General features: G+C 62.2%; 9 protein-coding genes. All 9 read left to right on the top strand.

Going from position 1 to position 12,801, the window contains the following annotated elements:
• Positions 1-2 precede the first annotated feature (2 nt).
• The 9 genes from V6F91_RS07150 to V6F91_RS07110 all read left to right on the top strand — a co-directional run bounded on the left by V6F91_RS07150 (position 3) and on the right by V6F91_RS07110 (position 12,774).
• Complete coding sequence (locus tag V6F91_RS07150; protein ID WP_332763203.1) at positions 3-1,418, top strand: DNA polymerase Y family protein; 1,416 nt, start codon at positions 3-5, stop codon at positions 1,416-1,418.
• Positions 1,415-4,492, top strand: a complete 3,078-nt coding sequence (locus tag V6F91_RS07145; protein WP_332763202.1) for an error-prone DNA polymerase — start codon at positions 1,415-1,417, stop codon at positions 4,490-4,492. The genes V6F91_RS07150 and V6F91_RS07145 overlap by 4 nt, the downstream gene beginning before the upstream one ends.
• Positions 4,493-4,695: 203 nt before the next feature.
• Positions 4,696-5,382: a CsgG/HfaB family protein gene (locus tag V6F91_RS07140; RefSeq protein ID WP_332763609.1), complete on the top strand. Its 687-nt coding sequence runs from the start codon at positions 4,696-4,698 to the stop codon at positions 5,380-5,382.
• A 28-nt stretch (positions 5,383-5,410) separates the two neighbouring features.
• Positions 5,411-5,779 carry a DUF4810 domain-containing protein gene (locus V6F91_RS07135; RefSeq protein WP_332763201.1) on the top strand — a complete coding sequence of 123 codons (369 nt, stop codon included), beginning with the start codon at positions 5,411-5,413 and terminating at the stop codon, positions 5,777-5,779.
• Entirely contained in the window at positions 5,776-6,435 is a 660-nt protein-coding gene (locus V6F91_RS07130) for a DUF799 domain-containing protein (protein WP_332763200.1), read from the top strand. Before V6F91_RS07135 ends, V6F91_RS07130 begins: the two co-directional genes overlap by 4 nt.
• A gap of 235 nt (positions 6,436-6,670) precedes the next feature.
• The gene (locus V6F91_RS07125; protein ID WP_090283193.1) at positions 6,671-7,360 is read left to right on the top strand and encodes a GntR family transcriptional regulator; all 690 of its coding nucleotides are present in this window, start codon (positions 6,671-6,673) and stop codon (positions 7,358-7,360) included.
• A 133-nt stretch (positions 7,361-7,493) separates the two neighbouring features.
• Positions 7,494-9,605 (top strand): hybrid sensor histidine kinase/response regulator, encoded by a 2,112-nt coding sequence (locus V6F91_RS07120; protein WP_332763199.1) that lies wholly within the window; start codon positions 7,494-7,496, stop codon positions 9,603-9,605.
• Positions 9,606-9,636: 31 nt separating this feature from the next.
• Positions 9,637-12,270, top strand: coding sequence for an excinuclease ABC subunit UvrA (locus V6F91_RS07115; RefSeq protein WP_332763198.1), 2,634 nt, complete (start codon positions 9,637-9,639; stop codon positions 12,268-12,270).
• Positions 12,271-12,510: 240 nt separating this feature from the next.
• Positions 12,511-12,774 (top strand): hypothetical protein, encoded by a 264-nt coding sequence (locus V6F91_RS07110; RefSeq protein ID WP_332763197.1) that lies wholly within the window; start codon positions 12,511-12,513, stop codon positions 12,772-12,774.
• Positions 12,775-12,801 lie beyond the last annotated feature (27 nt).

Raw genomic sequence — 12,801 nt, 5'->3', positions numbered from 1 at the left:
TCATGCGCTGGGTATGCATTCTGTTTCCGCAATTGGCTCTGGACGCTGTACTGCGTCAGCGCCCTGATGCCGATGAGCCGTTGGTGCTGCTCAACGGCCCGGCCCAGCGCCGGGTATTGCAGGCGGTCAACCCGGCGGCGCGCAAACTGGGTTTGCGTGCGGGGCAATCGATGACTGCGGCCCAGGCCATGAGCAAAGGCTTTGCCACGGTTGATTACCAGGCCGCCGAAGTCGAGCGCTGGCAGCAATTTCTCGCGGCGTGGGCCTACCGCTTCAGTGCGCAGGTCAGCGTGCATTACCCGCGTACCGTGGTATTCGAGATCGAGTCGAGCCTGGGTCTGTTCGGCACCTGGGCGCAATTCGAAGCGCGGTTACGCCAGGAACTGACCGAACTGGGCTTTCGCCATCGCATCGTCGCCGCACCCAATCCGGTGGCTGCCAGGGTACTGGCCAACGCCTATGATGGGCTGGTGGTGCCGGACGGCGAGGCCTTGCAGCATCATCTGGGGCAATTGCCCGTCGACCGTGTCGGCCTCGAGCCGAGCGTGGCCACGGCACTTTCCCGGATGGGCCTGCGCAACCTCAATCAAGTGCAAAGCCTGCCGCGTCAGGCGCTGGCACGGCGCTTCGAAGCGTCGATGCTCAAACACCTCGACACCCTGTTCGGCGCGCGGCCGCTGGCGCTGGAGTTCTACTTGCCACCTGATCGTTTCGATGTGCGCATCGAACTCAACTTCGACGTGCAATCGCATCAGGCGCTGCTGTTCCCGTTGCGGCGCCTGACCGGCGATCTGTCGGCGTTCCTATGCGGGCGCGACAGCGGCGTGCAGCGTTTCGATCTGCATCTGGAACACGCCGGCTTGCCGGATACACTGATCAAGGTCGGCCTGCTCAGCGCCGAACGTGATCCGGCGATGCTCTTCGAACTGGCGCGCGGGCGGCTGGAACAGGTGCAGGTCGAGGCACCGGTGCGCGGCTTTCGCCTGCGTGCAGAAGATCTGCCGAGTTTCGTGCCGCAGTTTCAGGAGCTGTTCGACGACCGTCCGCAGCAGACCCTGCCGTGGGAGCAATTGCGCGAGCGTCTGCGTGCACGGCTGGGCGACGATGCGGTGCAGGGTTTGCGCTTCCAGGCCGATCATCGTCCCGAGTGCGCCTGGCAGTTCGGCGTCGACAAACAGCCGTGCGCAGGCTTGCCGAGCGTGCAGCGTCCGGGCTGGCTACTCACTGAACCGCAGAGTGTGCCGGAAGGCTCGGCGCGAATTCTCATGGGCCCGGAGCGCATTGAATCCGGCTGGTGGGACGGCGACGATGTGCGCCGCGATTATTACCTGATCCAGAACCGCGCCGGCCAGCAGGGCTGGGCCTGGCGGGCGGTGGGTGAGGGAGGTCCGTTGTGGCTGCAGGGCTGGTTTGCATGAACGGTGGTTATGCTGAACTGCACTGCCTGTCGAACTTCAGTTTTCAGCGCGGTGCGTCCAGTGCGCTCGAGTTGTTTCAACGAGCGAAAAAGCACGGCTATCAGGCCTTGGCGATCACCGACGAATGCACACTGGCCGGCATCGTACGAGCGTGGCAAGCGGCGAAGTCGGTTGAGCTGCCACTGATCATCGGCAGCGAAGTGCGCATTGAAAACGGCCCGAAGCTGGTGCTGTTGGTGGAGAACCTTGCCGGTTATCAGGCGCTGTGCGGCTTGATCACCCGCGCGCGGCGGCGTAGGCAAAAAGGCCAGTATCAAGTCTTGTGCGAGGACTTCAACGAGCCGCTGTCGGGGCTGCTGGTGCTGTGGGTACCGGACTCAATCGATCAGGTACAGGAAGGGCGCTGGCTGAAACAGACGTTCGGCGACAGGCTGTGGCTGGCCGTGCAACTGCACCGAGGCCAGGACGATCAACAGCGTCTGACGGCGCTGTTGGATCTGGCCGCCGAGTTGCAGATTCCAGCTGTAGCCAGTGGCGACGTGCACATGCACGCGCGTGGCCGCCGCGCCCTGCAGGACACCATGACTGCGATCCGTCATCACCTGCCGGTGGCCGAGGCTGGCCTGCGATTGCACCCCAATGGCGAGCGGCATTTGCGCAGTGTCGAGGTGCTGCGTGAGCTGTATCCGCAGGCCTTGCTCGATGAGTCGTTCGCACTCGCTCGGCGCTGCACCTTCGATCTGAGCGAATTACGCTATCAATATCCAAAGGAGCTGGTGCCCGAGAGGCACAGCGCTACTTCCTGGTTGCGCCAATTGACCAAGGAGGGCATCGCCTGGCGCTGGAAGAAAGGCGCACCCTTCAAGGTGCTGCGCCAGATCAACAAGGAACTGCAACTGATCGCCGAACTCGGCTACGAAAGCTATTTTCTCACCGTACACGACGTGGTGCGTTTCGCCCGCGAGCAACAGATTCTCTGTCAGGGCCGTGGTTCGGCGGCCAACTCGGCGGTGTGTTTTGCCTTGGGCATCACCGAAATCGACCCGGAGCGCACCACATTGCTGTTCGAACGCTTCATGTCCAAGGAACGCAACGAGCCGCCGGATATTGATGTCGATTTCGAGCACGAACGCCGCGAAGAAGTCCTGCAATACATCTTTCGCCGCTATGGCCGTCGGCGTGCCGCGTTGACCGCAGTGGTCAGCAGTTACCATGCCGCCGGTGCCGTGCGGGACGTGGCCAAGGCCTTGGGCCTGCCGCCGGATCAGATCAATGCACTGGCCGATTGCTGCGGCCACTGGAGCGATGAAACTCCGCCGCTGGCACGCTTGCGCGAAAACGGTTTCGACCCCGACAGCCCGCTGCTGCGCCGGGTCTTGAGCCTGACCGGGCAACTGATCGGCTTCCCTCGGCACCTGTCGCAACACCCTGGCGGTTTCGTGATTTCCGAGCAACCGCTGGACACCCTGGTGCCGGTCGAGAACGCGGCCATGGCCGAACGCACGATCATTCAATGGGACAAGGACGACCTTGATGCGGTCGGCCTGCTCAAGGTGGATATCCTGGCGCTCGGCATGCTCAGCGCGATCCGCCGCTGTTTCGATCTGCTGCGCCGCCATCGCCAACGCGATTTGAGCCTGGCGACGATTCCCCCCGAAGACAAGCCTACCTACGCGATGATCAGCCGCGCCGACACAATCGGCGTGTTCCAGATCGAATCGCGCGCACAGATGTCAATGCTGCCACGCCTGCGTCCGCAAAAATTCTACGATCTGGTGATTCAGGTGGCGATTGTCCGGCCGGGCCCGATTCAGGGTGGGATGGTTCACCCGTATCTGCGCCGTCGCAATAAAGAAGAAAAAGAAACCTATCCTTCGCCAGAACTGGAAGTGGTGCTCAAGCGCACCCTCGGCGTGCCACTGTTTCAGGAGCAGGTGATGCAGATCGCCATTGTGGCCGCCGACTACAGCCCCGGCGAGGCCGACCAGTTGCGCCGCTCCATGGCTGCGTGGAAACGCCACGGTGGCCTGGAACCGCACAAGGAGCGCCTTGCAGCCGGCATGAAGAAAAACGGCTACACACCGGAATTCGCCGCGCAGATCTTCGAGCAGATCAAAGGTTTCGGCAGCTACGGTTTTCCCGAGTCCCATGCCGCCAGTTTCGCTTTGCTGACCTACGCCAGTTGCTGGCTCAAGTGTCACGAACCAGCCGCGTTTGCCTGTGCGCTGATCAATAGCTGGCCGATGGGCTTCTACAGTCCGGACCAGATTCTGCAGGATGCGCGCCGCCATCAATTGCAGATTCGCCCGGTCGACGTACGTGCCAGCGACTGGGATTGCAGCCTGGAAACCACCACCGGGCCACAACCGGCGATTCGCATGGGCTTGCGCATGATCAAAGGCTTTCGCGAGGACGACGCCCGGCGCATCGAAGCGGCGCGGGCGCGCGGGGCGTTTGCCGATGTCGCCGATCTGGGCGAGCGTGCGGCGCTTGACAGCCGCGCGCAAGCCTTGCTCGCCGATTCCGGGGCCTTGCGTGGCCTGGCCGGGCATCGGCATCGGGCGCGCTGGGAAGTGGCAGGGGTGCAAAAGCAGTTGGGGCTGTTTGCCGGAGTGCCCAGCCAGGAGGAGCCGGAAGTGCTGCTGCCCAAACCCAGCGTCGGCGAGGATCTGCACGCTGATTACGCCACCGTCGGCACCACATTGGGCCCGCACCCGCTGGCACTGTTGCGCGGAGAACTGCGAGCCTTGCGCTGTCGCAGCTCGCGGGAATTGCTCGATGTCGAACATGGCCGGCCGGTGAGCATGGCCGGGCTGGTGACCGGGCGCCAACGACCGGGTACTGCCAGTGGGGTGACGTTCGTCACGTTGGAAGACGAGTTCGGCAACGTCAACGTGGTGGTCTGGCGCGACTTGGCCGAGCGCCAGCGGCAAGTGTTGGTCGGCTCGCAACTGCTGAGGGTCGATGGCCGCTGGGAACGCGAGGGCGAAGTGCGGCACCTGATCGCCGGACGCCTGAGCGACCTGAGTCCGCTGCTCAACGGAATACGCGTACAAAGCCGGGATTTCCACTGACCAACGCCAACCCCGGGCCAAACGGAGAACCCTGTGGGAGCGAGCCTGGCTTCAATTGTCCCTGAATTCCCAGCCTGTTTATTGACGCCAAAAAAACCTGTCACGAATGATGGCACTTTGTCATAATGCCGGCCCTTTTCCGCTGCCCGGTACTTTGCAGTGCCGGGACACCCCGTTTTTCAAGAAGGAAATACTCAGTGAGAATGATCTCCCGGATATTGGTCTCAGGCGTTGCGATTGCCGTGCTCGGCACGCTGGCCACCACGTTGTCCGGCTGTGCCACGGAAAGCTCCCGCGCGCTGCCGGTGGCCAAGGTCGAAAGCGCCACTCAGGTCTGGACCGGCGTTCGCGTGCCAATGGCCGTGGGCAAATTCGATAACCGCTCCAGCTACATGCGCGGCATCTTCTCCGACGGCGTCGACCGTCTCGGCGGCCAGGCCAAGACCATTCTCATCACCCACTTGCAGCAGACCAACCGCTTCAGCGTGCTGGATCGCGACAACATGGGTGAAATTCAGCAGGAAGCCGCGATCAAGGGGCAGGCTCAGCGTTTGAAAGGCGCTGATTACGTGGTCACCGGTGACGTCACCGAGTTCGGCCGCAAAGAAACCGGCGACCATCAGTTGTTCGGCATTCTCGGTCGCGGCAAGACTCAGGTCGCCTACGCCAAGGTCAACCTGAACATCGTCAATATCAGCACCTCCGAAGTGGTCTATTCCACCCAGGGCGCCGGCGAGTACGCCTTGTCGAACCGCGAAATCATCGGCTTCGGTGGCACCGCTGCCTACGACTCCACCCTCAACGGCAAAGTACTGGATCTGGCCATGCGCGAGGCGATCAATCGTCTGGTCGATGGCATGAACGCCGGTGCCTGGAAACCGGGCAACTGATCGACGCCCATTGCAAGGAGCAACACCCATGAAACTGAATCTGTCGCGCCCGCTGCTGGTGCTGACGCTGGCCGCCAGCACGTTGCTGGCCGGTTGTGCCGCGCCGAAAACCCTGTACCAGTGGGAAGGCTACGAGCCGCAGGTCTACGAATACTTCAAAGGCGAGGAGCCGAAAGAAGCACAGGCCGAAGCGCTGGAACGTGACCTGCAGAAAATTCGTTCTACCGGTAAAGCCGTACCGCCGGGCTACCACGCGCACCTGGGCCTGCTCTATCTGAGCATGGGCAAGGACGATCAGATGGTGCAGCAGTTCAATACCGAAAAAACGCTGTTTCCCGAGTCCGGCACCTACATGGACTTTCTGCTCAAGAACGCCAAGGCCGGAGTCAGCCAATGATCTTGCGTACCTGCAAATGGCTGATCGCCGGTCTGGCCCTGACCGTGCTGGGTGGCTGCGTCGCGCCGAAGACCGTGGATTACTCGGCCTACAAACAGGCGCGCCCGAAAACCATCCTGGTCCTGCCGCCGCTCAATACCTCGCCGGACGTGAAGGCTTCGTACAGCCTGCTGTCGCAAGTGACGTTTCCGCTGGCCGAGGCCGGTTACTACGTCCTGCCGATCACGCTGGTCGATGAAACCTTCCGCCAGAACGGCATGACCACGCCCGATGACATTCATCAGGCACCGCCGAACAAACTGAAGGAAATCTTCGGTGCGGACGCGGCGCTGTACATTACTGTGACCGAATACGGCACTCGCTACATGGTAATCAGCAGTGAAACTGCGGTGACCGCGACGGCCAAACTGGTCGACCTGAGCAGCGGCACGACGCTGTGGACCGGCGCGGCGCGGGCGTCGAGCGAAGAGGGTGGCAACAATGGTGGTGGCGGTCTGATCGGCATGCTGATCACCGCCGCCGTGAAGCAGATCATCAACAGCTCCACGGACGCTGGCTACCCGATTGCCGGTGTGGCGAGCAATCGTCTGCTCTCCGCCGGCCACCCGGCAGGCCTGCTGTATGGCCCGCGCTCGCCGAAATACGGCACCGACTAAGCCGGCCTGATCACTGTGGGAGCGAGCCTGCTCGCGAAGACGGTTTGTCATTCAGCATCAATGTTGACTGGACTAGCGCTTTCGCGAGCAGGCTCGCTCCCACAGGAGTCTATGTCTTCGCGCTGCTGACGACAGTAGTCAGCCCCAGCCCCATCTCCCCATCGAAACCCCTGTATCCTGACGCCAAAGTCGATATTCTGCGCCTCGGGCCAACCGACGCCAAAGGAGTGTTCGTATGACCGACAAGAAACCGGAGACCACGGTCGACCGCGTCTACCAAGGGGTTTATCAGGCGATCAGCAAGCGTTCGCTGCGTCCGGGGATGAAGCTGGGGGAGGCCTCGCTGGCCGAGTTGTTCAATGTCAGCCGCACCTCGGTGCGCGCGGCGCTCAAGCAATTGGAAGCCGAAGGGCTGGTCACCACCGAGCCCAACAAAGGCGCATCCGTGTCATTGCCGAGCAACGAGGAGCTGCGTTCGCTGTTCGAAACCCGTCGGCTGATCGAGATCGGCATCGTCACCGAATTGTGCCGGCGCAAAGACCCGGCGGCGATGCAGGACCTGCGTGCGCACCTGCTGCTCGAAGACGAAGCCCACGCGGCGGGCGATCATGAACGGCTGATTTATCTGCTCGGTGAATTCCACCTCAAACTGGCGCGCAGCCTCAATAATCCTGTCCTGCTCGACTGGTTCCAGAAGCTGATCTCTCGCGCCTCTCTATACGCTGCCGCGCTGGATGACGACAGCCACGAAGTCTGCCGCGATGACGAACACTTGCGTCTGATCGAGCACATCGAGGCCGGCAACCAGAGCGCTGCCATTGAACTGACCTGTACCCATTTGAATGGGATCGAGAAGGCCATTCTTGATGTCGCCGCGAAAATGAAAACCGGCTACCACCCGCTCAAACACCTGATCGGGGTCTAGTCGGCTGCGGGTTAACAAATCGGTTAATCTCTGATGAAACCAATACGGCTGGGGACGCTCGAAACACACGAGCGTCGCGTCGTTCCGGCGTCGCGACAGATCGGGTATTCACCACAGGACACCGAGTCAATCGATGCAGTTTTTATCCGAGAGCTACGGTTGTGACGGCTGGAAAGGCGAAATGGCCGAGCGTATTCGGGCGTTCGACTGGAGCCACACCGAGCTGGGCCCGTTGCATAGCTGGCCGGCGAGTCTGTGCAGCGCGGTACAACTGATGCTGGCCTCGCCGCTGCCAATGGTGATGCTTTGGGGCCGTGCCGGCTACATGATTTACAACGACGCCTATTCGCAATTCGCCGGCGGCCGCCATCCTTACCTGCTTGGCGCGCCAGTCGAATTGGGCTGGCCGGAAGTCGCCGAATTCAATCGCAACGTGGTCGATACCTGCCTGGCGGGCGGCACGTTGTCCTATCGCAATAAACTCCTTGTGCTGTTGCGCGACCGCGTCCCGGAAGACGTCTGGCTCGATCTCTATTACAGCCCCGTGGCCAATGATCAGGGCGCGCCCGCGGGCGTGATGGCGATGGTGGTGGAAACCACCGAACTGGTGATCTCCGAGCGCTTGCGTCAGGAAGCGGAGAACGCCTACCGCGCCGATAACGAACGGGTGCGGCTGGCGCTGAATGCCGGGGCCTTGCTCGGCTCGTTTGTCTGGGACATCAAAAACAACCGACTCTCGGCTGATGAGCGCTTCGCCCGGACCTTTTCCTATCCGCCCGACCAGGACCTGAGCAACCTGGCCCAGGACATTGCCGACTCACGCATTCATCCCGATGACCTCGCCTGGGTCCAGGAACGCGTCGCCCATTCGGTGCAAACCGGTGAGCCGTATAACGCCGAATATCGTGTGTTGCGCGGCGACGGCAGTTACCTCTGGGTGCTGGCCAGCGGTGCTTGCGAATTCGACGAAGACGGCGCGCCGCTGCGTTTCCCCGGCGTGCTGATCGACATTCATGAACGCAAGAACGCCGAAGAATCGCTGCTCAAATTCACTCGCAACCTCGAGCAGCGCGTGGCCGAAGAGGTCGAGGCGCGCCTCGCGGCTGAAGAGCAGTTGCGCCAGTCGCAGAAGCTCGAATCGATCGGCGGATTGACTGGCGGCGTCGCTCACGATTTCAATAATCTGCTGCAAGTGATCGCTGGCAACCTGCATCTGCTCGCGCGGCATGAACCGAACAATGCCAATGTGCAGCGCCGCGTCGGTGCTTCGCTGGCAGCGGTCGAGCGCGGCGCCAAGCTGTCTTCGCAACTGCTGGCGTTTGCCCGACGCCAGCCGTTGTCGCCGGCGGTGTGCAATCCGCAGCAGATCTTCGAGGGCGTCGGCGAATTGCTCCAGCGCGCCCTCGGCGAAACCATTCAGATCGATGTGCAATTGCCGCCAGCACCGTGGCATGTCTACGTCGACCGCAACCAGTTGGAAAACGCCATTCTCAACCTGGCGATCAATGCCCGCGATGCCATGAAAGGCGAGGGCGTGATCGGCCTCAGTGCCTCCAACGTCCAGCTCGACAGCGCGTTCTGTGCCGGTAAAGGCATCAGCCCCGGCGATTTCGTGCGGGTCGCGGTCAGCGACAGCGGCGCCGGTATCCCGCCGGAAATCCTTGAGCAAGTGTTCGAGCCGTTTTTCACCACCAAGGCGGATGGCCAGGGCACCGGTTTGGGCCTGAGCATGGTCTTCGGTTTCGTCAAGCAGAGCGGCGGCCACGTCGAGATCGACAGCCGGATCGGCGAGGGTACGCGGGTGCAGTTGTATTTTCCGCGCAGTCTGCGCCCGATCCTCGACGAATCGCCGAACCTGCAACGCCAGCAGAGCGGCGGCAATGAGACGATTCTGGTGGTCGAGGACAACGATGCCGTGCGCACCTCGGTGGTCGAGTTGTTGCGCGAGGAAGGTTATCGCGTTGTCACGGCCGGCAATGGCGATGTGGCGATGCAGATATTGCTCGAAGGCACCGACGTCGATCTGATTTTTACTGACGTGGTCATGCCGGGATTGATCAAGAGCTCGGATCTGTTCGCCTGGGCCAAGGTGCAGACGCCGCCGGTGGCGGTGCTGTTCACGTCCGGACATACCCGCGACATCATTTCGCGCAACCACCAGCTCAGCCCCGACACGCATTTGCTCGGCAAGCCCTACAGCCCGCAAGCCCTGCTGCAAACAATTCGCGCGGTAATCAGCAGTTGAGCGTTGAACACTCCTTCAGCAAGGCAGGTCGATGACTTCCAAACGCAGCTCCAAAGCGCCCGCCGGCATGGTCCGGGTTCGCGGCGCCCGGGAACACAACCTGAAGAATGTCGATGTCGATATTCCCCGCGACGCCTTGGTGGTGTTCACCGGGGTGTCCGGTTCGGGCAAATCATCACTGGCCTTTTCAACCCTTTACGCTGAAGCGCAGCGGCGCTATTTCGAATCGGTGGCGCCTTACGCACGGCGCCTGATCGATCAGGTCGGTGTGCCGGATGTCGATTCCATCGAAGGCCTGCCGCCCGCCGTGGCGCTGCAGCAACAACGCGGCACGCCGAGTACGCGTTCGTCGGTGGGCAGCGTGACCACGTTGTCGAGCCTGATTCGCATGCTCTATTCGCGCGCCGGCAGTTATCCGCCGGGGCAACCGATGTTGTACGCCGAGGACTTTTCGCCGAATACCCCGCAGGGCGCCTGCCCGGAATGTCATGGCCTGGGGCGGGTTTATGAAGTCACCGAGGCGCTGATGGTGCCGGATCCGAACCTGACCATCCGCCAGCGCGCGGTGGCATCCTGGCCGCTGGCGTGGCAAGGGCAGAACCTGCGCGACATTCTCGTGACCATGGGCATCGACGTCGATATCGCATGGAAGAAACTGCCGAAAAAGCAGCGCGACTGGATTCTCTTCACCGAGGAAACACCGACCGTGCCGGTGTACGCCGGGCTGACCCCGGAAGAAACCCGCGTCGCCCTCAAACGCAAGCTGGAACCGAGTTACCAAGGCACGTTCACCGGCGCGCGTCGCTACATCCTGCACACCTTTACCCACTCGCAAAGTGCGCTGATGAAAAAGCGCGTTTCGCAGTTCATGCTCGGCAGCCCCTGCCCGTTGTGTGAGGGCAAACGCTTGAAGCGTGAGGCGTTGTCGGTGACGTTTGCCGGGCACGACATCGGTGCGCTGTCGCAGATGCCGTTGCTGCAACTGGCAGAAGTGTTGCGCCCGGTCGCGGCGGCGGATTATCTCCAGCAGGCTGAAGAAAGCAGCGCTACCCTCAGTCATGCGCAAACCCGCGAGGCGCGCCGGCAGCGCGTGGCCCACGGCGCCAGCGGGCATGCCAGCGCGCCGGATGTGCGGCACACGCCGAACCTGTCTCTGGAGAAGCGGATTGCGGCGCAGCGCATCGCCGAGGATTTGCTGGAGCGAGTCAGCACCCTGACCGATCTGGGTCTCGGTTATCTGGCGCTCGAGCGCAGCACGCCGACGCTGTCGTCCGGCGAGTTGCAGCGCTTGCGCCTGGCGACGCAATTGGGCTCACAGCTGTTCGGCGTGATTTACGTACTCGACGAGCCGTCCGCCGGCTTGCATCCGGCCGATGGCGAGGCGTTGTTCGAGGCCTTGCAGCGATTGAAGGCGGACGGCAACACGCTGTTTGTGGTCGAGCATGATGTCGAGACCATGCGCCGCGCCGACTGGCTCATCGACGTCGGCCCGGCAGCGGGTGAGAAGGGTGGCGAGGTGTTGTACAGCGGCCCGCCGGCCGGTCTGGCCGAGGTCGAGTTGTCGCAGACCCGCCCCTATCTGTTCGGCGAATCGCAACGTCCGCCGCGCACAGCGCGTAAGCCCACGGCATGGCTGAAGCTTGAGGGCATCGCCCGCAATAATCTGAATAACCTCAGCGCCGAATTTCCGTTGGGCTGTTTTACCTCGGTGACCGGCGTGTCCGGCTCCGGCAAATCGAGTCTGGTCAGTCAGGCCTTGCTGGAGCTGGTCGGTGCGCAACTGGGCCGGCCGACGGTGGATGCCGAACCGGAAGAACTCAGCCTCGAAGACGAGGCGCCGCAGGTCAGCGGCGGCCAGGTCACGGCAGGGCTGGAATCGATCAAACGTCTGGTGCAAGTCGATCAGAAGCCCATCGGCCGTACGCCACGCTCCAATCTGGCGACCTACACCGGGCTGTTCGATAACGTACGCAAACTGTTTGCCGCCACCGATTCGGCGCGCGCCGAGGGTTACGACGCTGGGCAGTTTTCCTTCAACGTCGCCAAGGGCCGATGCGCCACCTGCGAAGGTGAGGGGTTTGTCAGTGTCGAATTGCTGTTCATGCCCAGCGTTTATGCACCGTGCCCGACCTGTCATGGCGCGCGCTACAACCCGCAGACCCTGGCGGTTCTCTGGCAAGGCTTGAGCATCGCCCAGGTGCTGCAACTGACCGTCGATGAAGCGGTGACGGTGTTTGCCGAGCAACCGGCGATCCGCCGCTCGCTGGAAGTGCTGCGCGATATTGGCCTCGGTTACCTGCGACTCGGGCAGCCGGCCACCGAGTTGTCCGGCGGTGAGGCACAGCGCATCAAACTCGCCACCGAACTGCAACGCAACCAGCGCGGCGCGACCTTGTATGTGCTCGACGAACCGACCACCGGATTGCACCCGCGCGATGTCGACAGGCTGCTCGAGCAACTGGATACGCTGGTGATGGCGGGGCACACGGTGATCGTCGTCGAGCATGAAATGCGCGTGGTTGCGCAAAGCGACTGGGTGATTGACATCGGCCCGGGTGCGGGGGATCAGGGCGGCAGGATCGTCGCCGCCGGCACACCGCAAAAAGTCGCCGCCAGCAAGAAAAGCAAGACTGCGCCGTTTCTTGCACGGGCTTTGGGCCGATAGCTCCATGGCCGCGACCGGCACCATCGCCAGCAGGCTGGCTCCCACCGATTTCTGCGGTGTACTCAAAGCCGCGGCGACACGCCAGTCACTGTGGGAGCCTATTCTTCACGAATGATTTATCCGCCGAATCCCAAGCCCTGCGATGTTTTGAACGAATCATCGCCGTCGGGCTTCGAATCTGCATGGCCGACGTTTCCAGTCGTGCCAGATGAAAGATGCAGGACCCTGAATGAGGTGGCTATGAACGATCAAGCGTCGCAACAGCAAAATCAATCAGTTGATTCGATCAACCGCAACGACCCCGCGATCGATCCGCAAACACCGGGACAGACTACGCCAGCGCCGGTAGAAGAAGGCCAGGCGGACAGCGCTGCTGCCGATGTCGATCAGAAGCAACATCACAGCGATAACAGCAACGACTACAGCCCCGGCTTTAAACCCGACCCGGACCGACCTGCGCCGGGCGAGAGCACCGATGCCGACATCGACACCGACGGGGGTTGATGGCTGCACACACAAAAAAGCCGCATC

Origin of the sequence: Pseudomonas koreensis, from assembly GCF_036668835.1 — a bacterium.
Lineage (GTDB): Bacteria > Pseudomonadota > Gammaproteobacteria > Pseudomonadales > Pseudomonadaceae > Aquipseudomonas > Aquipseudomonas koreensis_I.
Note: the sequence above shows the minus strand (reverse complement) of the source record. Positions and strands in the feature narration are given on the sequence as shown.